Annotated in this window: 21 protein-coding genes; 11 read left to right on the forward strand and 10 right to left on the reverse strand. The window is 36.5% G+C overall.

Going from position 1 to position 24,846, the window contains the following annotated elements; all coding sequences use genetic code 11:
• Window positions 1-31 precede the first annotated feature (31 nt).
• Both M0D58_RS07425 and M0D58_RS07430 read right to left on the reverse strand, forming a co-directional pair.
• Entirely contained in the window at window positions 32-2,125 is a 2,094-nt protein-coding gene (locus tag M0D58_RS07425; protein ID WP_248394659.1) for a T9SS type B sorting domain-containing protein, read from the reverse strand.
• Between the two features lie 130 nt (window positions 2,126-2,255).
• Entirely contained in the window at window positions 2,256-3,053 is a 798-nt protein-coding gene (locus M0D58_RS07430) for a hypothetical protein (RefSeq protein ID WP_248394660.1), read from the reverse strand.
• Window positions 3,054-3,246: 193 nt separating this feature from the next.
• Between M0D58_RS07430 and glgP the strand changes: the two genes are divergently transcribed.
• Window positions 3,247-4,911: an alpha-glucan family phosphorylase gene (glgP, locus tag M0D58_RS07435; RefSeq protein ID WP_248394661.1), complete on the forward strand. Its 1,665-nt coding sequence runs from the start codon at window positions 3,247-3,249 to the stop codon at window positions 4,909-4,911.
• A 146-nt stretch (window positions 4,912-5,057) separates the two neighbouring features.
• Here glgP and M0D58_RS07440 read toward each other — a convergent pair whose 3' ends face one another.
• Both M0D58_RS07440 and M0D58_RS07445 read right to left on the reverse strand, forming a co-directional pair.
• On the reverse strand, window positions 5,058-5,249 hold the full coding sequence (locus M0D58_RS07440) for a DUF6496 domain-containing protein (protein WP_248394663.1): 192 nt from the start codon (window positions 5,247-5,249) through the stop codon (window positions 5,058-5,060).
• Between the two features lie 13 nt (window positions 5,250-5,262).
• Window positions 5,263-5,736: a hypothetical protein gene (locus M0D58_RS07445; protein WP_248394665.1), complete on the reverse strand. Its 474-nt coding sequence runs from the start codon at window positions 5,734-5,736 to the stop codon at window positions 5,263-5,265.
• Window positions 5,737-5,854: 118 nt separating this feature from the next.
• On the opposite strand from M0D58_RS07445, the gene M0D58_RS07450 reads away from it, so the two are divergent.
• Window positions 5,855-7,984 (forward strand): S9 family peptidase, encoded by a 2,130-nt coding sequence (locus tag M0D58_RS07450; RefSeq protein WP_248394667.1) that lies wholly within the window; start codon window positions 5,855-5,857, stop codon window positions 7,982-7,984.
• 63 nt (window positions 7,985-8,047) lie between these two features.
• Here the strand turns inward: M0D58_RS07450 and M0D58_RS07455 are convergent, their stop codons facing one another.
• Complete coding sequence (locus M0D58_RS07455; protein WP_248394668.1) at window positions 8,048-8,326, reverse strand: type II toxin-antitoxin system RelE/ParE family toxin; 279 nt, start codon at window positions 8,324-8,326, stop codon at window positions 8,048-8,050.
• Window positions 8,327-8,328: 2 nt separating this feature from the next.
• Window positions 8,329-8,583, reverse strand: a complete 255-nt coding sequence (locus M0D58_RS07460; RefSeq protein WP_248394670.1) for a DUF2281 domain-containing protein — start codon at window positions 8,581-8,583, stop codon at window positions 8,329-8,331.
• An 85-nt stretch (window positions 8,584-8,668) separates the two neighbouring features.
• Here M0D58_RS07460 and M0D58_RS07465 point away from each other — a divergent pair, with 85 nt between their 5' ends.
• The 5 genes from M0D58_RS07465 to recG all read left to right on the forward strand — a co-directional run bounded on the left by M0D58_RS07465 (window position 8,669) and on the right by recG (window position 16,591).
• Window positions 8,669-10,324, forward strand: coding sequence for a peptide MFS transporter (locus M0D58_RS07465; RefSeq protein ID WP_248394671.1), 1,656 nt, complete (start codon window positions 8,669-8,671; stop codon window positions 10,322-10,324).
• Window positions 10,325-10,458: 134 nt separating this feature from the next.
• Window positions 10,459-12,213: a peptide MFS transporter gene (locus M0D58_RS07470; RefSeq protein WP_248394672.1), complete on the forward strand. Its 1,755-nt coding sequence runs from the start codon at window positions 10,459-10,461 to the stop codon at window positions 12,211-12,213.
• A gap of 138 nt (window positions 12,214-12,351) precedes the next feature.
• Window positions 12,352-13,863, forward strand: coding sequence for a peptide MFS transporter (locus M0D58_RS07475; protein WP_248394674.1), 1,512 nt, complete (start codon window positions 12,352-12,354; stop codon window positions 13,861-13,863).
• A 39-nt stretch (window positions 13,864-13,902) separates the two neighbouring features.
• The gene (locus M0D58_RS07480; protein WP_248394676.1) at window positions 13,903-14,436 is read left to right on the forward strand and encodes a thioredoxin family protein; all 534 of its coding nucleotides are present in this window, start codon (window positions 13,903-13,905) and stop codon (window positions 14,434-14,436) included.
• 70 nt (window positions 14,437-14,506) lie between these two features.
• Window positions 14,507-16,591, forward strand: coding sequence for an ATP-dependent DNA helicase RecG (recG, locus tag M0D58_RS07485; RefSeq protein WP_248394678.1), 2,085 nt, complete (start codon window positions 14,507-14,509; stop codon window positions 16,589-16,591).
• A 486-nt stretch (window positions 16,592-17,077) separates the two neighbouring features.
• On the opposite strand, the gene M0D58_RS07490 is transcribed toward recG, so the two are convergent.
• From M0D58_RS07490 to dapA, 4 genes are all read right to left on the reverse strand, one after another.
• On the reverse strand, window positions 17,078-17,521 hold the full coding sequence (locus M0D58_RS07490) for a response regulator (RefSeq protein WP_248394680.1): 444 nt from the start codon (window positions 17,519-17,521) through the stop codon (window positions 17,078-17,080).
• Entirely contained in the window at window positions 17,518-18,096 is a 579-nt protein-coding gene (locus tag M0D58_RS07495; RefSeq protein ID WP_248394681.1) for a helix-turn-helix domain-containing protein, read from the reverse strand. Before M0D58_RS07495 ends, M0D58_RS07490 begins: the two co-directional genes overlap by 4 nt.
• A 288-nt stretch (window positions 18,097-18,384) precedes the next feature.
• A complete protein-coding gene (locus M0D58_RS07500) occupies window positions 18,385-18,891 on the reverse strand; it encodes a GNAT family N-acetyltransferase (protein ID WP_248394682.1) in 507 nt (168 codons plus the stop codon).
• A 194-nt stretch (window positions 18,892-19,085) separates the two neighbouring features.
• Window positions 19,086-19,958 (reverse strand): 4-hydroxy-tetrahydrodipicolinate synthase, encoded by an 873-nt coding sequence (gene dapA, locus M0D58_RS07505; protein WP_248394683.1) that lies wholly within the window; start codon window positions 19,956-19,958, stop codon window positions 19,086-19,088.
• A 198-nt stretch (window positions 19,959-20,156) separates the two neighbouring features.
• Here dapA and M0D58_RS07510 point away from each other — a divergent pair, with 198 nt between their 5' ends.
• The 4 genes from M0D58_RS07510 to recO are packed head-to-tail and all read left to right on the forward strand — an operon-like array spanning window position 20,157 to window position 24,836.
• Window positions 20,157-20,918: a 5'-nucleotidase C-terminal domain-containing protein gene (locus M0D58_RS07510; RefSeq protein ID WP_248394685.1), complete on the forward strand. Its 762-nt coding sequence runs from the start codon at window positions 20,157-20,159 to the stop codon at window positions 20,916-20,918.
• The gene (locus M0D58_RS07515) at window positions 20,915-21,865 is read left to right on the forward strand and encodes a bifunctional metallophosphatase/5'-nucleotidase (protein WP_248394686.1); all 951 of its coding nucleotides are present in this window, start codon (window positions 20,915-20,917) and stop codon (window positions 21,863-21,865) included. Before M0D58_RS07510 ends, M0D58_RS07515 begins: the two co-directional genes overlap by 4 nt.
• A 2-nt stretch (window positions 21,866-21,867) precedes the next feature.
• A complete protein-coding gene (porZ, locus tag M0D58_RS07520; protein WP_248394687.1) occupies window positions 21,868-24,150 on the forward strand; it encodes a type IX secretion system anionic LPS delivery protein PorZ in 2,283 nt (760 codons plus the stop codon).
• Entirely contained in the window at window positions 24,150-24,836 is a 687-nt protein-coding gene (gene recO, locus M0D58_RS07525) for a DNA repair protein RecO (RefSeq protein WP_248394688.1), read from the forward strand. The genes porZ and recO overlap by 1 nt, the downstream gene beginning before the upstream one ends.
• Window positions 24,837-24,846: the final 10 nt, after the last annotated feature.

Raw genomic sequence — 24,846 nt, forward strand, 5'->3', positions numbered from 1 at the left:
CCTCTCTCGAGGCAGTTTTAATTTGTATAGATCAATCTCTGTTTTTTACCATCACCCAACCTGAATATTTGATTAATGTATTCTTTTTATCATTTTCATTCCAGGTTACGGAATACCAATAAGTGCCGGTTGGGACTTTTTTACCACCCGTAGTTCCGTTCCACCGGTAACCGTTCATTTTATCTGCCTGGAAGATTTTATTTCCGTACCGGTCGAAAATATTAAATACAAGATTCTGTTTATTTCCCAGTGCAGAATAATCAATCATATCATTAACGCCGTCTCCATTTGGAGTAATGACATTTACTAAATTCGGTACAACAATCTTAATATCAATAGGATCACAATCATAGGCATCTTTAACAAAAATATGATGATCTCCTCTTGGAATATTTGTTAAAACATTAGAATCCTGCCAGTTGATGCCATCTGTGGAATAGCTGTACGGACCTGTTCCTCCTGTAACATTTACCGTCACTGTTGTATTCGAAATATCCACAGAAGAGATTACCGGCTGTTCTGAGGCATAGATTTTTACAGTCTGCAATGTTGTACAATCTCCCGTTTTCAGTTTTACCCAATATGTTCCTACTCCCACATTGGATATTGTTTGTGTTGTCGCTCCTGTATTCCATTCATATGTTGTAAAGCCGGATCCTGCATCAAGCGTCGTTTTATCTTCCATACAGATGATTTTATCCTGAAGGACAGTAGAATATACAGGTGGAAGAACTACCAGATTAACTTTTGCAATTGCATAACAGCCGTTTCCGTTGGTTACCCTGATAAAGATAACTCCGTTTGATGCAATATAATTGGCAGGATTTGCGATGGCATTGGTATTATTTTGTGCATCTCCAAGCGAAGGAAAATAAGTTTTGGTTCCCGTCTGAGTGGTTACCGGAGCCGTTGTTAAATTAAATGAAGCCGTAGAGGGATTTGATTTTATAAAACATGACCTCAGTGTTGCTTCTGTTACGATTACGACAGGGTAAAATTTCAAAGTAATCTCTGCTACAGCCACACAACCGTACTGAGAAGTAATTTTTACATAGACCACCCCTTCAGCGGAAACAAACGCGGCAGGGTTTGCAATTTCATTAATTCCCGCATTAAGATCATTGAGGGTATTGTAATATTTTTTTGTAGCGGTAGGATCTCCGAAAACCGCTGCAGAAGTCAGGTTAAAAGTAGCAGTCCCCGCATTATTGTTATTACAGCTGTAAAGAGTAACATTATTTCCGGTAATATTTCCCTGTTTAAATTTAAACGCTCCGGTCTGTCTGCAGGAATTGATCGGATTATTGGGATCTGCCGGATCCTGATAATGAATACTGTAATAATATGTTAACGCCATGTTCACTGTTTGTGGCGTAAGAATAGGATTTGCTCCCGAAAGCGCATTATTTTGGGAAGTATGATACGTGATCTGAAAATTTGAATTTCCGTTCAGGATACCTGCCGTTAATGTACTGAAATCAAAAACAGCCGGATTTTGGCAGATGATAATCTCCCTCGGATCTGCGGGATTTGCAGCTGGAGCTCCCGGCGGCGTAAAAGGCTGCGTCTGAATATTAGGATTGGTAAATGGTGAAGCAAGAGTTGCCGTTCCACCCCATGTCAGGGAGAAAGGAGCCATGGTAGGATTAAACACATCTACCCAATTGTCAATGTAAAGATAGTAGGTTTGTCCCGGAAGTACATCCAGATATTTGCAGTATGGTGTTAAAGAGCCGCCGGCCGCGGAAGTAATCGTACTTGTCATATTCAATCCGGTAGAGGCTCCTACGCCTATTACGGTTGCTGCGTTACAGCGTATTGGCGCCCCCAGATTTCCGCAATTGACATTCGGGCCGTATACCGCCCAGTCGTAATCGGCATCCGGATCACTCGGCACCAGATCGAAAGTAAGCGTTCCGCCCGTTGCTATGGTGATTTTGTACCAGATGGAATTATGTTCACCGGTAGTAAGACATCCTCCAAGATTTTCATTGACGGCGCCAATTCCCGACGGAGAATAAGTAATGTTCGAATTTCCACAGACGGTGAGTGCTGTGGAACAGTCGGCCTGGGAAAAAAGAGTTCGGGATAATAGAAGTAAAAAAAAAAGTAAATATTTCTTCATGCTTTTTCAATTTGGTTATATTTCAGTGATTCTTTGTTTATATCAAATATAAACATTTCATATCGATTACGCTATTTTAATTTAACATAATTCATTATAAATTGAAAAAAAATGTAGAATACTCAATAAATCATTTTATACTCGTAATATTTCCGCAAAGATTTTCGATGTGAAAAATTTTATGAAAAGGACTTTTTACCTGATGCAGATGTTCCTTATCCTGAATAAAAGTATAACGGGAAGCGATAGAATTCATATCCGAAACAATCACGAGCCAGCATTCATCTACGGAAGTATCATAATATGGAAATTTTTCATTCTTTTTTTCAATAAGTTCTACAATTTTTTCAGAGCATAATTCATCAAAGAGGTTCATGTTGTATTCATGGGTGATGAAGACATTTCTCCGGTGAAAGGATTTTCTCAGGCTTTTTACGCAACCGTATGCTTTTCCGCGTTTTATGCTTTTGTAGATATTGAGGATAATTTCCTGTTGATTTTCCAGGGTATCAGGCCGGACATCTGAATGGAATTCTAAAAAATAAACACCACGAAATCTCGTAGTGTCTTCCTGTTCCAATAATATTTCTGCCTGACGGAAAATTTTGTTTAAGCTGCTTTCAATCTTCTTCATTTCAAGATGATTGATCACCTCGGTGAGTTCTATCCCAATCTTCTTATTGTCGAATTTTGCGATAAAATCCGGGCTTTCGCAGGTTAAATCTTCAAATTTTATTTCAGGGAAATGATGCATAAAAGAATTAAGCAGTAAGATCTCTGTTTTTTTCTTATACTTTTCCCGGTCATGTAAAGGAGACTGATCTATGGTACGGTGATATTTTTCGATCGGCTTTTTTTTCAAATGCCGGTTCAGATAATAAAGGCTTAGATTTTTAATTAAATCTTCATCAGAAAAAGTCTTTTTCATGTGCTTATGTTTATTGTTATGGAACACATAAAACTTTCGGTTTCATGTCATGAAGTTTTGATTATCAAAAATTTACAATTTAAAGATAAGTAAAAATTCAATGCTATATTTTCTTTTAAAATAATTTATTCGATATTTAACATTTAGTTTACTTTCATAATTAATACCTTTGGCTTTCAAATATAAAACTGTGATGGATTTTAGAAACTTTAAAATGCCTTTTGGCACCAATCCCAAATACTCTAAAAAGGTAGCTTATTTTTCAATGGAATTTGCCATAGAGCAGGTTCTTAAAATATATTCCGGAGGTCTCGGATTTTTAGCAGGGTCTCATATGAGAAGTGCTTATAACCTGAAACAGGATCTTATTGGAATCGGAATTTTGTGGAAATTCGGATATTATGACCAGGCGAGAAATCATGATCAGACTTTACAACCGGTCTGGACAAAAAAAATGTACAGTTTTCTTGAAGATACAGGCTTAAAATTCCAGATTGAAATCCACAGCGCACCGGTTTGGGTAAAGGTATGGTATCTTGATCCGGATATTTTCCAGACGGCACCGATGTTTTTTCTTTCTACCGATGTTCCGGAAAATGATCATATTTCAAAAACCATTTGCCATAAGCTTTATGATGCGAACGAGTCTACCAAACTGGCCCAATATATTCTTCTAGGGAAAGGTGGTGCGAAACTGCTTGACGAGATGAATCTTGAAAGAGATATTTATCACCTGAATGAAGCGCACGGACTTCCTGCTGCATTTCACTTGCTAAAAAAATATAATGGAGACCTGAACAGGGTAAAAGAAAAGCTGGTGTTTACAACCCACACTCCTGAAGAAGCCGGTAATGAAAAACATAGTCTGAGACTTTGTTATGAAATGTCTTATTTTTCCGGGTTCAGCATGGACGATGTGAAGAGAATAGAAGGTTCCGGCGACGACCGGTTCAACCATTCTTTGTGTGCCCTGAAAATGGCACATATTGCCAATGGCGTGTCTCAGCTGCATGGTGTTGTTTCAAGAGCCATGTGGAGCAAATATGAAGGGATCTGTGAAATTAAGTCTATAACCAATGCACAGGAATTCAAGTACTGGTCAGACAAACCTTTATATAATGCTAAGGATGAAAATGATGAAACAGTTTTTGACTACCGTAAAAAACATCTTAAAAAGAGACTTTTTAAAGTTGTTGCAGACCAGACAGGCGATCTTTTTAACCCGAATATCTTCACCATTGTATGGGCAAGAAGATTTGCCGGCTACAAAAGAGCTGATCTTCTTTTGCAGGATAAAGAAAGATTTTATAAACTTCTGAATAATCCGAAACATCCGGTACAGATCATTTTTGCAGGAAAACCTTATCCTATGGATTATTCTGCAATTTCTATTTTCAATTTACTGGTAGAAGAGAGCAAAAACAATAAAAATATGGCCGTTCTTACGGGATATGAACTTGCATTAAGCAAATTGCTGAAACAGGGTTCCGATCTTTGGCTAAACAACCCGAGAGTTCCGAGAGAAGCTTCAGGAACATCAGGAATGACTGCTGCCATGAACGGTTCCGTAAATCTTTCTACCGACGACGGCTGGATTCCCGAATTTGCTAAGCATGGAGAAAATTCTTTCGTTGTACCAAAAGGAGATTATGAGAATATGAGCATCTATGAACAGGATAATTATGATATGAACAAGCTGTATGAACTTCTGGAAAACGAAATTCTTCCTGCATATTATGACAATCCGAATCAATGGAGAAAGATACAGTACAATTCGATGAACGATGTTAAAGACCAGTTTAACAGCGACCGAATGGCGGATGAGTACTACCAGATTCTTTATAATTATAAAGGATAGTTTCAACTGTCAGGCTGCTTTCATTGTACTCAGTTTCCGATACATTTTTCTTTATTTTATTACGAAAAACACTCGAACTGACGAACGATTATACATCTTACAAAATAAACCCGGATTGAAAATTTCAACCCGGGTTTATTTTATAATTAATTTTTTTTCTTTTTTTCTTTAGGCACTTTTAAGCCTTCTTCTCTTGCTTCAGAAATTCCTATGGCAACCGCCTGCTTTCTGCTTTTCACTTTATCTCCGGAAGAAGACTTCAGTTTTCCTTCCTTGAATTCGTGCATTACTTTCTCTACTTTGTCCTGAGCTTTTTCTGAATATTTGTTCTTGCTCATAATATGATGATTTTTAAGATTTTGGTACAGAAACACCTATTTCATATACTTTAGCATGTTTCAGATATTTTGAACGCTCTCGTGAAGTCACCGATTCAAAATGATCATTTTTAAGCACAACGATCGGGTCTTCTGTGTTTTCAATCTCGAAATTGGCCAGATATCTTTCATCAGGGGGAGACTGCAGGAGTTTTGCTTTTATTTTCTGCAGTTCGTCGGCATATTTTTTAAATCCCGGATCTGATGAGTGAATGAATTTATATTCGTCGCCGGCATCTACGAAATAATGCAGTTTTTTATCCAGCAGGTTGGCCTCATTGCCTATTTCAGGGTTGTCGTTACCGTCTTTAAAACCCACTTCCACCAGCTCACCATTTTTTTTCTGAGCGCACTCTTCGGCGTCTTTATAGCTTGAAAATCCTGTATATACAATGGTGTCTCCTAATTCGTACCGGTTTAGTTTCTGGTCAAAAGCATTCGTTTCCATAATTATTATATGATATTGATTATACTTTAACTATTCAATTTTTTTGCCAAAGGCCTATTTTCAAATGCTTTTTCTGACATTCATAAAATTGTTATATTTGAAAGCTTTAAAATAAAAAATGAAAAGATTCATATTAACACTTACCATCGCTGCTGCATTTCAAAGCGTAACCGCACAGGAAATCACTTTAGATAAGATATATTCTGGATATTACCGTGGAAAAGGCATTGCCGGAATTACATCCATGAAAAATGGTGAAAACTACTTAGTTATCGAACAGGGAGGAATAGCAAAATATTCTTATAAAACTTCTCAGAAGGAAGGAAATATTGTTGACGGCCAGTTTGAAAGCTATGAATTTTCAGAAGATGAATCTAAAATTCTTTTGCTGAAAGAAAGCGAGCCCATTTACAGACACTCTTTCCTCGGGAAATTTGAGGTTAAAGATTTAAAATCAGGAAAAACGGTTGCTTTATATGATGGAAAATTTGTTCAGGAGCCCAGATTTTCACCGGACGCTACCAAAGTTGCATTTATCGCTGATAACAATTTATTCTATCAGGATTTAAATTCGGGAAAAATCACACAGATTACAACAGACGGTAAGAAAAATTCAATCATCAACGGACTTGCAGACTGGGTGTATGAAGAGGAATTCGGGCATGCCAGACAATATGAATGGACGAAAAATTCAGATGCTATCGTTTTTGTAAAATCAGATGAAAGTGAAGTTCCTGAAATTTTTATCCCGATTTACGGTAAAACGCTTTACCCATCTGAAATGCGTTATAAATATCCGAAAGCCGGAGAAAACAATTCTAAAGTTTCAGCGCAGCTGTATCGTATGGACAATGGAAAAACAAGTCCTTTAAATTTAAGTTCATTTAAAAATTATTATATTCCAAATGTTATTCAGACCGCAAAACCGGATGAAATTGTTTTGATTACTTCTGAAAGAATTCAAAATGCATCTGATGTTCTGAAAGTAAATACCAAAACCGGAACTGTACAGAAATTATTCACTGAAACAGATGAAAAATGGATTGACACCGACAGTCCGACATTGGAATTTTTAGAGGATGATTCTTTCCTTTGGGGCTCCGAAAGAGACGGCAACCGCCATCTGTACTGGTATGACAAAGACGGAAAGCTCAAAAAACAGGTGACCAAAGGAAACTGGGAAGTAACGGATTATTATGGCTATAATCCTAAATCAAAAGAAATTTACGTTCAGACTACAGAAAAGGGAAGCATTAATAAAGTGGTTTCCAAAGTAAATATCGAAAACGGGAAATCACAGCTCATCTCCAATGCGGAAGGTAATAATTCTGCAAGCTTCAGTAAAAATTACAATTATTTTATTGAAACATCTTCTACGGCTTCAAGACCTTACACTTTTGTCTTAAAGGACGGAACCGGGAAAGTAGTAAAAGAGCTTCAGAATAATGATGCCCAGCTTCAGAAGCTTAAAGCAGATAACTTTGTTGAAAAAGAATTCATGACGATTCCCAACGAAGCCGGAGATCAGATGAATGCCTGGATTATTAAGCCTAAAAATTTTGATAAAAATAAAAAATATCCGTTGTTTATGTTCCAGTATTCCGGTCCGGGATCTCAGCAGGTTGCCAATTCCTGGGATAATGGAAATGCTTTGTGGTTTGAAATGCTTGCACAAAAAGGTTATATTGTTGCTTGTGTAGACGGCCGGGGTACAGGTTATAAAGGAGCGAAATTCAAAAAAGTAACTTACATGAATTTGGGCAAATATGAGATTGAAGATCAGATTGCGGCAGCTAAATGGTTCGGTAATCAGTCGTATATCGACAAATCAAGAATCGGAATGTTCGGATGGAGCTTTGGAGGTTATATGACCAGCTTGGCCATGACCAAAGGTGCAGATGTTTTCAAAATGGGAATTGCTGTGGCACCGGTTACCAACTGGAGATTCTATGATTCCGTTTACACGGAAAGGTTCCTGAGAACACCGCAGGAAAATTCTGACGGTTATGATAAAAACTCGCCTACCGAATACGCGAATTTACTGAAAGGAAAATTCTTATTAATTCACGGAACGGCTGACGATAACGTACATTTCCAAAACTCTATGCAATTCTCAGAAGCTCTGATTCAGAATAAAAAACAATTCGATTTTATGGCTTATCCTGACAAAAACCACGGAATTTATGGCGGGCAGACAAGACCTCAGCTTTACCAGAAAATGACTGATTTTATTTTGGAGAATTTGTAAAAATTTATCTGAAATTTAATGATAAAAAACTCCGAATCTTTAATGTAAGATTCGGAGTTTTTTTCAATAAGAATGAAAGCTTCTGTTATCAATAATAGTCACAAGAAAAATTATATTATTGATTTCCTGATAAATTAATGAATTGTTTTCATCAATAACACATTTTCTTAAGTTCAGAATTTTAGATTTGGGACAAATCCCAACATGGTCTTTCAAATTAGCAATTAACCTGTTAAAATTATATTCAAATCTTTTAATCTCTTTAATTGTCCAGTTTTCAAACAAATAATCAATTACCTTTAAATAATTCTTTAAAGCTTCATTAGACCAAATAATTTCCATTATCATTTCTTTGAATTAATATAATCTTTTATATTCTTTTGGGCAGATTCTTGGCCTATCGTTCTTCCACTTTGTATATCGTCCAATCCTTTATTTATAGAATCTCTATGGATTTCTGATAAATTTTCTGCCCAATCCTGAGAATTAGTTTTGGTGTATTTTGTTTTTAAAAAATCAATAAAATCATTTACTTCCTCGTAAAAATTTTCAGGGAGTGTTCTGATATTATTTTCTAAATCTTTCAATGTAATTTCCATTTTCCATCTTATTTTATCCAAAGTTAATAAAATCTTATTATTATTTTTAAAATTCTATATTTGTGAAACTTGAAATTTATCAACTATGAAGACTAAACATCCTAAGGGATTGCCTTTCCTCTTCTTTACGGAAATGTGGGAGCGTTTCGGGTATTATCTTATCCTCGGAATTTTTGTATTGTATGTGATTGAACCAACCGGCGCAAAAGGCGGTCTCGGACTTCCTGACAAAACCGCAGACGATATTTTCGGGACTTATATTGCCCTTACCTATTTAACGCCTTTCATCGGCGGATTTCTTGCGGACCGGGTATTAGGCTACATCAAATCGATTTATCTCGGAGGAATTTTAATGGCAGCCGGATACATTGGGATGGGTGTTTTTAAAGATCTTACTCTTTTTTATTCTTCATTAGCGTTAATCATCATCGGAAACGGCTTCTTTAAGCCAACAATTTCAACATTGCTTGGAAATTTATATTCTGAAGAACCTTACAAAGCCAACAAGGATTCCGGTTACAATATTTTTTACATGGGAATCAACATCGGAGCGTTTATCTGTAATATCATTGCAGCATTTATGCGGAATAAATTCGGTTGGGGTGAAGCGTTTATCACAGCCGGAGTCGGAATGTTGATTGGTATGGTAATTTTTACCATTGGCAGGAAACATTATATTCATGCAGCCCAGATGAAACCTGTTCAGGAAGGTGACACCAAACTTTCTGAAATTTTGGTTAAAGTGTTCTTACCTGCAATTGTTGCCGGAGTAATCGGTTGGGTCATTCCCGGAAATATTTTCGGAAGTGACAGTACAGACGCCTTTATCTTTGCATGTGTTCCGGTTATTTATTTTTATGCTTCGCTCTATTTTAAAGCTAAACCAGAAGAAAAATCTTCGATTGGAGCCTTACTGTCAGTTTTCTTAATCAGTATGTTTTTCTGGGCAGTTTTCAAGCAAAACGGAACAGCTCTAACAAGATGGGCCAATTATTACACCGACCGAAGTGTTCCTGCCGCTATGGAAAAGCCATTAGAAGAAATTTATATGGTTGAGGGAAAAAGCTATGAAGACAAGGAAGTTCCTGTTTATGATGATCAGTTCCAGTCACAGAAAGATAAAGACGGAAAAGCTATTAAAGTACAGGGAAAAGATGTGTATTTTAAAAATATTTCCCCTGATCAGCGTGCACAATTAGAAAAAAATCCTGAAACAAAAACTTATTTATACAATACGGAATTATTTCAATCCATCAACCCATTTTGGGTAATTGCCTTAACACCGGTTATTGTTGCCTTTTGGGCTTTTTTAAGAAGACGGGGGAAAGAACCTCTAACTCCAACCAAAATTGTTTTGGGATTATTCATTTCAGCATTATCATGCCTTGTAATGGTTCTGGCAGTCTGGGCGGGCGATAACGGTGCCGTGAAAGTTTCTCCATGGTGGCTCGTTGCTGGGTATGGAGTGATTACTATTGGTGAGCTCTGCCTTTCGCCAATGGGATTATCTTTCGTTTCCAAATTATCTCCTGCAAGGATTACGGCTTTAATGATGGGTGGATTTTTCCTGGCAAACTCTGTAGGAAACAAGCTTTCCGGGATTTTAGCAAGTACTTGGTACAGCTATGATAATAAAATGAATTATTTCCTGGTCAATTTCGCTTTATTAATATTTGCCACGCTTTTAGGACTATCCATGTTAAAAAGATTAAACAAAATAATGAAGGAAAAAGGACATTAATTGCATTCAACAATAATGAAAACAAAGCTGTGGAGTTCCTCTGCAGCTTTTTTATTTAAATATAAAATTAAAACCTTGCTGAAAACACAAAAAAAACTATATTTGTCAGTCTTAACAAAAATTAACAATAAAAAATGGATAATACTGAAGCATTAAGTCCGAAACAGGATGAATTTGTAGAGAATAAAGGATCCAGGCATCCGAAGGGATTGTGGGTTTTATTCGGAACAGAAATGTGGGAGCGTTTCAACTTTTATGGAATGAGAGCACTTTTGACGCTCTTCATGGTAAATTCCTTATTAATAAAAGAAGCTGATGCAGCAATCATCTATGGTGGATTTTTAGCTTTATGTTACCTTACTCCTCTTTTGGGTGGTTTCATTGCAGATAAATATATCGGTAACAGAAATGCCATCTTAATCGGTGGATCATTAATGGCCATCGGGCAGTTTTTACTGTTCATCAGTGCGTCTACTTTCTCAGGAAATGTTGACAGCGCAAAAATGTTTATGTGGCTTGCCCTTTTCATTATCATTTTCGGAAACGGATTCTTTAAGCCGAACATTTCCTCCATGGTGGGAAGCCTTTACCCGAAACAGGAAAAATCAAAACTAGACTCTGCTTTCACGATTTTCTATATGGGAATCAATATCGGGGCATTTTTGGGTCAGTTCATCTGTCCTTATTTAGGGGATGTAAAAGATGCTACTACAGGAGTAAGAGATATTTTTGCATTCAAATGGGGTTTCCTGGCCGCTTCCATCGCGATGGTAATTGGTACGGTAACCTTCTTTATTCTTAAAAACAAATATGTGGTAACACCGGAAGGAAGACCAATCGGAGGATTACCAAAACATAACACCAGTGCAGATTTTGAAGAAGGCGAAACGCAGACTGCAAAATTCTCGGGTGCAGCTTTAGGAATTACAGGAGCATTATTTATTGTTTTATTCTTTGTTTTCCGATATCTTCTTGTCGGCGAATTCGGCTTTAAAGCAGTTGAAATGGGACAATTAATCAAAGGAATTATTTATCCTTTCATTTATGCAGCGGGGATTTCTTTGGCATTTTTAATTATGAGTTCTGCAGAAAACAAAGTGGAAAGACAGAGAATATGGGTAATCTATATTGTATCCTTCTTTATTATCTTCTTCTGGGCAGCTTTTGAGCAGGCAGGTTCTTCATTAACATTTATTGCAGATAACCAGACCGACAGAAATATCTTCGGATGGAATATGCCGCCTTCAATGGTACAGATTTTCAACGGGATTTTCGTGGTATTGCTTGCAGTTCCTTTCAGTTTATGCTGGGATAAATTAAGAGCAAGAGGTAAAGAACCGGTTTCTCCAATGAAGCAGGCCATGGGTCTTGCATTAATTGCTTTAAGTTATTTCATCATTGCCCATAACGTAAAAGATCTTGGAAATTCAGGATTGTTAGCGATAAAATGGCTGATGCTTTTATATTTCATCCAGACTTGTGGTGAGCTTTGTCTTTCTCCAATCGGGTTATCTTTGGTAGGTAAACTGGCCCCAAAAAGATTTGCTTCGTTGCTATACGGTGTTTTCTTTATTTCCAATGCTGCGGGGTATGCTTTGGCGGGTTCGTTAGGAGCACTAATTCCTGCTACAGGAGACAAATTCACTAAAGCTCAGGAAATTGGAGTAAATCTTCAGGATGTTTTGGATAAAAAAGTAACCTTAACAGCTGAGCAGGCTGCCGCGTTTGAAAAAGCTCAGTTGCCTTTACAGAATCCTACTTTTGCAGGATTTGAAATTCACAATTTATTCGAATTCTTTATGGTATTCGTGGTATTGTGTGGTATTGCAGCAGTAATCTTAGCCTTAATTTCACCAATCTTAAAGAAAATGATGCATGGTGTAAACTAATCTGCATCAAATAAAATAAATGAAACCTCTGCTAAGTCGGAGGTTTTTTTTATTTTCGTGTGTTCTTGCAATTGTTGACGCAATGCGTCAACAATTAAGTTGAAACAAAATCCTTATTTAAAACTTAATCATATCATTATGAGTTTAACTTTAGACGAAATACAAAATTTCAAAGGAAAATATCCCAGACAAATCTGGAGCCTCTTCTTCTCCGAAATGTGGGAACGATTCTGCTTCTACGGAATGCGCGGAATGCTTGTTTTCTTTATGATTTCCCAACTTAATCTCCATGAAAAAGAAGCCAATCTTCAGTATGCTGCAACGCAGGCATTTGTATATGCTTTTACCTTTATCGGAGGATTATTTGCAGATAAAATTTTAGGCTTCCGAAAATCACTCTTCTGGGGCGGAATTTTAATGATCATAGGAAGTATCATCCTGGCAACGGATCCCCATAAATTTTTCTTTTTAGGTATTGCCTTTACCGTTGTAGGAACAGGTTTTTTCAAACCGAATATCTCATCAATGGTCGGGCAGCTTTACAAACCGAATGATTCAAGAGCCGATGCCGGATTTTCACTTTTTTATGCAGGAATTAATCTCGGAGCTTTGCTGGGAGGTTATTTTTGTATTACACTCGGAAAAGGGGAAATTCTGGCGAAAGTAATTCCGGAAGAAATGAGATGGAATGTTGCATTCGGGTTGGCGGCCATCGTAATGGTCGTCAGTTTAATTAATTTTGTTTTTACACAAAGAAGCTTAGGAACAATAGGCCTTCAGCCGGGACATCCGTTGAATGAAGTAAAATCCGCACCCATCCCGAAATGGCAGGAATACGGTGTCTATGTTTTATCACTGATTTTTGTTCCGATTATCATGATCATGGTCGCTAAAACCGAGTATACGGATTATTTCATGTGGACTGTCGGACCGCTGACTTTGATCTACCTGTTTTACGAAATGACCAAAGTAACACCTGCTGAGCGAAATAAACTCTTAGCTGCCCTAGTCTTTATTTTATTTTCCATTTTATTCTGGGGAATTTATGAGCAAAGCGGAGGTTCTCTAAGTATTTTTGCCGCTAAAAATTTGAATAACGACTTATTGGGACTTGATCCAAATGGCGTCAATAATTCCGGAGGCGCCTTTTTCATCATTTTCCTTGCCCCTCTAATCGGACTGCTTTGGATCTGGATGAGCAAAAGAAAAATTGAGCCGAACACCATTATTAAGTTCGGGTTAGGCTTTATTTTCTTAGGCTTAGGTTATTACGTTTTATTTGCAACACGGTTTTTCGCCAACCTTCAGGGAATCACTTCACTGAATTTCTTTACCATAGCATTGCTGGTTATTACTTTGGGTGAATTATGCCTCTCTCCTATCGGATTATCGATTATGACGAAGCTTTCAACTAAAAATCTTCAGGGAATGATGATGGGAATGTGGTTTCTGGCTTCAGCATACGGACAGTATGTCGCAGGAATTATTGGTGCCGGACTGGCAACGGCAAAAGAAGGTTCTACCAATTATGATGCTTTGATCACTTACACCGATGGATATAAACAATTGGGATTATATGCTGTAATTGCCGGAGTTATATTAATTTTGATTTCACCTTTCGTTAAGAAATTAATGCAGGAGGTACGATAAGGCATAATATTATGCTTATTTTTACATAAATATCAAATCATGAAGAGAATAATAAGCATCATTTGTTTTTTCGTTATTACTTTAAATTTCGCTCAGGTAAAATGGATGACCATTGAAGAAGCACTGAAAGCGCAAAAAGAAAATCCGAAAAAAATCCTGATTGACTTTTATGCAGACTGGTGCGGCCCCTGTAAAATCATGGATAAAAAAACGTATGGAAATCCCATTATTGCTGACATTATAAATGAAAACTATTACGCTGTAAAATTTAATGCCGAGGAAAAAAGCACGATCCAGATTTTCGGAAGAAAGTTTTCAAACCCAAATACGGAACATAAAAAAGGAAAAAACTCCCTCCACGAATTCACCCAGTACATGAACGTAGGAGCTGTTCCCAGTACAGTATTCCTGGATGAGAAAGGAGGTCCTATTACTATTCTTCAGGGAGAATTATCTGCAAAGGAACTGGAACCTTATCTGGAATTTATTTCCAAGGATTTATTTAAAAAAATACGTTCCAGGCAACAGTGGGAAGATTACCAGACAAAATTTAAATCCAAAATAAAAGAATAATAAATAAAGGACTTTCAGATTTGAAAGTCTTTTTTAATTTCTAATTTTTCCCGAAATTCGTGCATTCTTAATGACATTAGAAACTTCTATAGAATACATAAAAGGCGTCGGTCCGGAAAAAGCCAAGCTCATCAGGAATGTGCTGGGAATTTCCATCGTGGAAGATTTCCTGAACTTTTTTCCGCTGCGTTATCTGGATAAAAGCAAAATCCATAAAATTGCACAGCTTCATGAGGTATCAACAGATGTTCAGCTGAAAGGAAAAATTACAAGTGTTCAGGAAATACAAACCGGAAAAACCAAAAGGCTTTCCGCAAAATTCAATGATGATACGGGGACAATGGATCTGGTGTGGTTCCAGTACTCCAAGTGGATGAAGGAACAGCTTCCCATTAATAAGGAAATCTATATTTTCGGGAAAATCAATGTATTCAACAACCAGTTTTCAATGCCACATCCGGAAATAGAGCCTGATGAAAAAAAAGAAGGCGACAATCGCCTGAAGCCTATTTATCCAAGCTCTGAAAAATTAACCAAAAGAGGACTGAATCAAAAATTTTTTCAAAATGTATTAAGGAATATCTGTATGGAAATTCCGAATCTTATCCAGGAAAATTTCCCGGATTACCTGATGAAAGCTTTCAAATTCATGTCCAGACAGCATACGTACCTCAACATCCATTTCCCTAAAGATGCTGAACATTTTAAGAAGGCAGATTACCGCCTGAGATTTGAAGAATCTTTCTTTTTTCAGCTGGGTTACGGCTTAAAAAAAATTCATCATAAAAGTCATACTGCAGGAAATCCTTTCCCGATCGTAGGTGATTATTTTAATAATTTTTACCAGCATCATCTTCCGTTTGATTTAACAGGTGCTCAAAAAAGAGTATTGAAAGAAATCCGGCAGGATATGAAACGTCCGATCCAGATGAACAGACTCCTTCAGGGTGATGTAGGCTCAGGAAAAACAATGGTTGCTTTGTTAACGATGTTGATTGCGAAAGATAATGGTTTCCAAAGCTGTATGATGGCTCCTACCGAGATTCTTGCCCAACAGCATTATAACGGTATTAAAGAACTTCTTGAAAACACGGAAGTGAATGTTAAACTTTTAACGGGATCTACAAAAAAATCTGACCGTAAAATTATCCATGAAGAACTTGAAAACGGTGAACTTTCCATTCTTGTAGGAACGCACGCTGTACTGGAAGATAAAGTAAAGTTTAAAAATCTTGGACTAGCTATTATTGATGAACAGCATAGATTCGGGGTTGCTCAGAGAGCAAAATTATGGGCAAAAAATAAAATTCCGCCTCATATTCTTGTAATGACCGCTACTCCCATCCCGAGAACACTGGCCATGAGTTTTTATTCTGATCTGGATGTTTCTGTAATTGATGAAATGCCTGTAGGAAGAAAACCAATCATAACCGCTCACAGACGTGAAAAAGACCGGGCATATGTCTACAATTTCTGCCGCGAAGAAATTCAGAAAGGACGACAGGTGTATTTTGTATATCCTCTGATTGAAGAATCGGAGACACTGGATTACAAAAACCTGATGACCGGACTGGAAAATGTAATGGATAATTTCCCGAAATATAACGTAACAATGCTTCACGGACAGATGCGACCAGAAGAAAAAGATGCTGCAATGAGCTATTTTGCTTCCGGAAAAGCTGAAATTATGGTGGCTACTACGGTAATTGAAGTGGGCGTAAATGTACCGAACGCCTCAGTAATGGTGATTGAAAGTGCGGAGCGATTCGGTCTTTCCCAGCTTCATCAGTTGCGTGGACGTGTGGGACGTGGTGCAGAACAGAGCTACTGTATCCTGATGACTTCAGACAAATTATCCAGTGACAGCAGAACACGTATTAAAACCATGGTAGAAACAAATGACGGATTTAAGATTTCCGAAGTGGATATGCAACTTCGGGGTCCGGGTGATATTCTTGGTACACAACAAAGCGGCGTGGTAGATTTTAAAAGACTTGACCTGATTAATGATTCGGCCATCATTAAAGTTACTAAAAATACGATTGAAAAAATCCTGAAAACAGATCCTTTATTAACCAATCCTGATAATCAGATCCTGAAAAACTATTATCTAAGGCAGTATAAAGGTAAAAACAAATGGAGTAAAATATCATAAAAAAACCGCGAAAAGAAATAAATCCTTACGCGGCTCCCCTTATAAAACTGTTATTTGAAGAAATTACTTTATCATCATAATATTTTGTGATGTGGTGTGATATATGTGGTGTGATGTGATGTTCTATTGATAATAAAGTAAAAACAAAATGAATTATCTTCCCAACCTGCTTATTTATAAAAACTAACTTGGCTTGATAAAGAAAGTATTAACAACTCTTCTTTACCTTTCGAGTTTTCATGATTGTACCGTTTTGTTTAAAGATCTCCTGCGCTTTATAGTCGGAAATTACTATAATTCATTTTGTTTAACTACATTGTGATTATATAATTTAGTTCATTATTAAAATGATTTTTCACTAAATGGCTGTTATTGCTTCCATAAATAAAACCAGAATTTCCCATCTGATATTATCACCTTTGTGTGAATCTTGAGATACAAATATAGAACTTTAATTTTAATTCCAAAATAATTCTTAAGTTTTTTTCACACCTTCATGATAAAATTATTTTTATTCAATCCTGAAGTATGATATTGCCATGTTATGGATATAATATCGGTTATATTTTTTTTCATATCTCTGTAATTATCAGGCTTTTTCATTACAACATTGGCACCGGTTACAAAAGCCTCTTCTTCTTGTTCAGAAGATAAGTTGTCATTAAATACGATGATGGTCATAGGATCAAATTTCTGATTGGATTTAATTTCACTAAGGCATTCAAGAGAATTTTTCAAGGGTAAAGAATAATTCATAAAAACGACTTCGGGCACTACAGTGTTTTCATTAAGATAAATCATCAGGTCTTTCCCGTTGCAGAACGTTTTTACTTTAACCTGAATTTTAAATTCCTGCAATATATTTTTGAAAAGAATGAGATTTCCTTCATCATCATCTGTCAGTAGCACATTGAGATATTCTTTTTTCATATTGCTCTGGAATAATAGGTATCGTGGCGCTGAACTTTTCTTCTCATCGCAATAATTTTCTGGAAATGCGACGGGGTAATTCCCGTAAGATTCTTAAACTGAGTACTCAGATGAGCAACACTGGAATAATTCAGGAGTTGAGCGATTTCCGTCAGGTTATATCTTTTGCCGATGATGAGTTCTTTGGCATATTCAATTTTCTGAATGATAATAAAGTTCTCTATTGAAGTATTTGTTGCATCAGAAAATACATTTGACAGATATCCATAGCTATGATTCAGTTTTTCCGCAATAAAAATGGAAGCTTTTACCGGCACGGCCTCGTCCGAGCCTACAAATTCCGCTATGGTGTCTTTTATTTTCTGAACCAGTGCCGTTTTTTGACTTTCAATAATTTCAATACCGTAATCTTCCAGATTTTCTCTGAAAACTCTGCTTTGTTCCTGTGTAAGGGTTTCGTACAATTCTACTTCTCCAAAGTTAAGAAGCCTGTATTTCAGTCCCTGATCTTTTAGTTTTTCTTCCAATACCTTCATACAGAGCGTATTGAAATCAAATTTTACATACATTTTCATCCTTATTATATGTATTTAATGGTATTTGTAAATATAATAATTTTATATCAATTATAAGTGATATAACTAACATACTGTTAAAAATGTCTTATAAAAAAAATTCCTGTATTGATAAACACAGGAATTTAAACACTAAGGATGAAAAAAAATATACTGATCAAGCAAATAATGCTTGAGACCAGGCAAATGAATGTATTTGTTATAAGTGACTTGGTTCTTTTACAAAGATGACACAAAAAGATACATCACATTTTATAGAATTATATTCAATTTTTATATAATTTTAAGTCAATCATGGGTGACATAAAACTCCATTTCATAATCATCCATTACAAAGCCGTTCCCGATATCTATCACCACTTCATTAAACACGGTAAATCCCTGAGATTCGTAGAATTTCTTTGCTGGATTATTTTTATTAACATTCAGGATTATTTTCCTGTCGTTCACAGAGGCTGCTTTTTCCTTTAAAAAATCAATGGCAGTTTTGCCAATTCCTTTACCTTTACTTTCAGGAACAAGATAAATCCTATGAAGTTTTGTGGTGTATTCCTGATAGCCATGCTCATATCCCAAAAAGCCTTCAAATGAATTATTATTTTCATCAAAAATTATATAATAATGGTAATCAGCATTTTGCATTTGCCGGATGATTTCATTTCGGGAATACATTGTTCCGAGCATATAATCTATCTGTTCTTGCGAAAGTAGGTCTTTATACGCTGCTTCCCAGGATTTTTCTGCAAGGCTCTGAATCAGCGGAATATCTTTTTCGTTAGCTTCTATAAATTTCATTTTGTAATTTTTATAAAATTTGATGTAAAAGTTATTGAAATTAAAATTATTACTGTTTTAAATTCATTAAAAAGGGTGAAAAGCTATAACCTTTTCACCCATATTTATTATTAGAAATTTTTGAAGAGACAGTATATCAAAAGTATGATTCACTTTTTCTTCTTACATTTCACTTGTTACAAACTTTTATACCTCTAAATATTTGCCATTTCAGCCTTAATTTTTGTGTAAAGTCCTTCTGAAGCGGCCACAAGGGGAAGTCTGAGATAATTTTTAATAATTCCTTTTTCGGCAAGAACAACTTTAATTCCGCAAGGATTTCCTTCAGCAAAGATCAGCCTGGTAATTTCTACGAGCTTATTGTGGATTTCATAAGCTTCATCCACTTTTCTGTCAAATGCCAGCTGCACCATTGTAGAAAATTCTTTAGGATAAGCCTGGCCGATTACAGAAATCACACCATTACCTCCTGCAAGTGTAACAGGCAGTGTAAATTCATCATCTCCGGAAACAAGATTAAAACCTTCAGGCTTTTTTCTTAAAATATCAAAATACTGGAGAATATTCGGGGCCGCTTCTTTTATCATCAATAAATTCGGGAATTCCTTTGCAAGACGTAAAGTCGTTTCCGCTTCAATATTTTGTCCTGTACGTGACGGAACGTTATAAATAATAATATTTTTTCCGGTGGAAGCCAGCATTTTATAATGCTGATAAAGTCCTTCCTGATTTGGTTTATTATAGTAAGGAGATACGGAAAGCACGGCTTCAAATGCGGAAAGATCCGTTTCTTCAATCTGTTTCTTAACTTCAAGAGTATTGTTTCCACCAATTCCAAGAACAAGCGGAACACGTTGATTAGTAACCTTAATGATATGCTCAATCACCTGTTTCTTCTCTTCTGCAGAAAGTGTTGCAGCCTCTGCTGTAGTTCCCAAAACAACTAAATAATTGGTTCCGTTTTCGATGTTGAAATCTACCAATCTGGTAAGACTTTCGAAATCTACGGATAAATCTTCATTAAAGGGCGTTACCAGCGCAACACCTACTCCTTTTAAAATGCTCATCTGTTAGAATAATTTTTTTCAAATTTAATAATTTACCCCAAGAATTTGTCATAAATAATAATGTTTTATTATACATATAATTATATTTGCATATACTAAAAGATATTATGAAATCGCTGGCTTAAAATTGTTTAGAAAAAACACTATAATTGCTATGATGACATAAAGACCTTTTTAAATAAAATTAAATTGCTGCATATGAAAAATAAATTCTTGTTACTAGGAATTGCTCTGGCCGCACTCTCCTCCTGCAAAACGGCTTCTCCGTTACAGGTAACAGAAGTGCAGACCCGGAAAAATATTTCTATTAATAATGAGCTAAAAAATGATGAGGAGTTTGTAAAAGTTATTGAGCCCTATAAACAAAAGCTGGATAATGAGATGAACCAAAAAATCTCTTATACCGCAGTAGATCTTAACAAACAGGGAGACAACAGCAATCTGGGAAATCTTTTAGCGGATTATACTTTTGACGGAGCAGAAGAATGGGCCAAAAAAAATCTTAGTAAAGATGTAGATGCCGCCCTGATCAATATCGGAGGTATCCGTACAAGCATCGGGAAAGGTGATATTCTGCTCAAAAGTGTATTTGAAGTGATGCCTTTTGAAAATGAAGTGATCATCGTAAAAATGAAAGGATCAGACTTGCAGGGTCTTTTCGATTACTATGCAAAAACTCAGGTCAACAATCCTGTTTCTCATCTGTACATTGAAACCAATGACGGGCAGCTTACAAAATCCCTCATCAATGGCAAAACAATAAATCCGGATCAGGAGTATTATATTGCCACTTCAGATTATCTGGCACTGGGAGGTGATAACATGAAGTTTTTTTCAAAGGGGGAAATGATTCCAACCGGAATCAAACTCAGAGATCTTTTTATTGATTATTTTAAGAAAACCCCTGAGGTAAATCCCAATTCAGATATTCGTTTAAATTTTATCGGTAAGAAGCAATGAACAGAAAAAGTTTTTTAAAAGCAATAGGCGGCGGGACTCTGGCAATGGCTTTAGCTCCCAATATGATGATGGCCGAGGAACTGAATTTTGTTGATATGAAGTCAACAAATAAACTTACTATTCTTCATACCAACGATCAGCACAGCAGAATTGAACCTTTTGATTCAAGTTATATTAAAAACCCTAATCAGGGAGGTTTTGCAAGGAGAGCAAGCCTTATACAGCAAATCAGAAACCAGGAATCCAATGTATTATTACTGGATTCAGGAGATATATTCCAGGGAACTCCCTACTTCAATTTTTTCGGAGGCGAGCTGGAATTCAGATTAATGTCTATGATGAAATATGATGCTTCCACCATGGGAAATCATGATTTTGATAACGGTCTGGACGGATTTTTAAAGGTTTTGCCAAATGCAAAATTTCCTTTTATCTGCTCTAATTACGACTTCAAGAATACAGTTCTGGACGGAAAAACTTCATCTTATAAAATCTTTAATAAAAACGGGATCAAAGTGGGGATTTTCGGTGTCGGAATTAAGCTGGACGGGCTTGTTGGCAAAAAGCAATACGGTGAAACCATATACTCCGACCCTGTAGATGTAGCACAACACTATTCTAACTTCCTTAAGAATGAAGAGAAGTGTGATCTGGTGATCTGCCTTTCGCACATCGGTTACGATTATAAAGAAGATCCGGATAAAATAAGTGATAAAATCCTGGCTGCTAAAACTGAAAATATCGACCTTATTTTGGGTGGCCATACACATACTTTCCTTCCGGAACCCGAAACTTTTGTCAACAGACACGGTAAAAACGTCCTTGTCAACCAGGTAGGCTGGGCAGGACTTCTGTTAGGAAGAATAGATTTCTTTTTTGATATAAATAAAAACATAAAACATATTGCCTGGAACAATCAGGTAATCGACAGCAGTATAATAGCATAAGCATGAAAAAACTCTCTTTAATTTCTCTTGGTATTTTAGCATCCCTGCACGTTGCAAATGCACAGACTATTTCTTCAAAAAAATGGGCAGACCTGTTTTCTTATAACAACGTTATTGCCATGAAAGAAGATAACGGAAAAATAGTTGCAGCAGCAGAAAACGGGATTTTTTATTATACCATTTCATCAGGTGAAATTACCAAGCTGTCTAAAGCAAACGGCTTGCATGAGGTTAAAATTTCAGCATTCGATTACAATCCGCAGAATAAAATTGCGCTTATAGGATATCAGAACGGTTCGCTGGATGTTATTTCTCCCGACGGAATTACCTATGTTGTGGATATTCCTATTGCTACAGGATATAACGGCAGCAAGAGAATCAATCATATCTCAATAACAGGAGACCTTGCAGTTATTTCGGTAGGTTACGGAGTTTCTATTTTTGATCTCAGGAAGAAAGAGTTTAAAGATTCTGCTTTTTTCTTATCAGGAGGTGTATATGAAGCGAGTAATGAAGCGACTATTTTCGGTAATAAAGTATTTTCGGTAACCAATACAGGCCTGAAAAGCCACGAAATGAATACAACATTTCCTGTATTCACCACATGGATAACTGAAATGGCAGGATCGTTCAGACATATTGATTCTGAAGGCATTTTAAGTTTTTCATCAGCAACCACAGGATATCTTTACAACAACGGCGCTTCTGTTCCTCTTTCTCAAACATTTACCAATGTGAAGGATGTTGTGGTGAACAGCAATAATATTGTTGTAACAGATCTAAACAGAGTTTACACATTCAATAACAATGGAAATTTTAACAATACCGTAAGTTTCGGTGAAGAATGTAATACGGCAACTACCGTAGGAAGCAGTGTGTATGGCGGAACAGTTTTATCAGGAATAAAAAATGAAAGCAACAATTCTTTTAAGCCCGACGGTCCTTATTTTAATTATGCCTACAAAATGAGTCTGTATGGTGAAAATCAACTCCTTGTATCTACGGGAGGAAGAGAAAACAGATTTAATACTGCCCTTAACAACCCAAAAAATCCCGGCTTTTATTACTTCAATGGTATGGAATGGATCTATCCTTCTTACTTCGTAGGAAATACTACAGGATTTAATGTCCTGGACGTTGTTTCAGATCCTGCAAGTCCGGATGATGTTTTCTTCACGAATTATACCACGGCGGAAGGACGCGGTGTATACAAGATGAAATATAATGCTGCCAGCAAGGATTTCACTTTTACCAAAAATTATAATCTAGGAACAACCAATCTGTATGCAAGACGGGCTGTAGGATTGGCTTTCGATGATGCAAACAATCTTTTTGTAAGCATCGCTTTTTCCAGTGACGGACCAGATGTTGGGCAGCTTACTGCAATCGGGGCTTACGACAGAGCGACTGATGATTTTCTTATAAAAAATACCACCACATTGGGTGCTGCACAAAAACCATTATTCTATGAAGGACTACTATGGATCCCGATCCCGAGGTTGAGTGCACTTGTTGCTTATGATGCTAAAAAAACAGTAAACACTTCTGATGATACCGCTTATATTCTGAACCAGGCCAATGGTTTCGATCCAAATTCCGGAGGTAATATTTCTGTAGCTTTGGATAAATCCGGAGATGCATGGATCGGTGGAGACTTGGGATTAAGGGTTTTACAGAATGCTGTTTCAGAAGTAAAAACTCCTGCAAGCGCTACCGTAGAGCCAATTATTATTGAACAGAACGGCCTTGGCGAAGAGCTTTTCAGAGATTCTCAGATTTTGCAGATTGAAGTGGATGCCGGTGATCACAAATGGGTTTCCGTGGATGGCGGGGGTGTCTATTATTTATCTTCAGACGGACAGCAAACCATAAAGCATTTTACTAAAGAAAATTCACCTCTTCCTACCAACAGTATTACCGATATTAAGGTTGACAAAAAAACAGGAAAAGTATATTTTGTTTCTTATGACGGAATTGTAACGTATCAGGGAGATGTTGCCGATGTAACTTCCGGCTTCGGAAACGTACTTGTATATCCGAATCCTGTAGTTTATTCCAATTTTAAAGGAAAAGTTACCATAAAAGGTCTTGCTGAAGTTACCAATATCAGGATTGCAGATGCAGCAGGAAATGTGGTGCACTCTGCTGTGGCAAGAGGCGGATATTATGAATGGGATCTTAATAACCAAAGAGGTAAAAGAGTAGCTTCAGGAATATATTTTGTACTGATGACAAATGAAGACGGATCCGATAAAGCAACGGCAAAGATTGCGGTAGTTAATTAATGAATTCACAAAACGGCTTTTTATTATCTTATATAAAATATGGTGAAAATGATGCAGTACTGCATTGTTTCACGGAAGAGGAAGGGTTTCAGTCTTATTTTCTGAAAGGTATTTATACTAAAAAAAATAAGAAAAAAGCCCTGCTCCTGCCATTGAGTAAACTTAATTTTTCACTGCTCCCACTCAGAGGAAATGGAATACAGACTATTTCCCGGTTTGAAATGATAAAAAGCAACGATATTTATACAGATGTCCGTTGCAATTCTGTTGTATTTTTTATTTCAGACTTTCTGAATCAGAATTTAAAACATGAAAATAAAAATCATCATCTATTTTTCTGTCTGGAAGAATTTATTGATGAACTTGAAAACCAGAACTATCAATCTCATTTGATCTTTCTGATCAAAATTCTGAAAATTCAGGGCGTTGCCCCGCTACTGAACAATGGAAAATTTCTTGATCCTGAAACCGGTACATTTTCTTCTGAATTGATGCATCAGATATTTAATGAGGAGATTTCTGCGATATGGCTGGCAATTCTTTCTTCGGGAGATCCATACCGGATTAAAATCCTTTCGTCTCATAGAAAAGATTTCCTTGACAGCATTTTGGTGTATTATCATTATCATATTACAGATTTCAGGATTCCGCCATCATTGGAAGTCATTCAGCAAATTTTTGAATAAAACATCATTC

Source organism: Chryseobacterium nepalense (assembly GCF_023195755.1).
Taxonomy (GTDB): domain Bacteria; phylum Bacteroidota; class Bacteroidia; order Flavobacteriales; family Weeksellaceae; genus Chryseobacterium; species Chryseobacterium nepalense.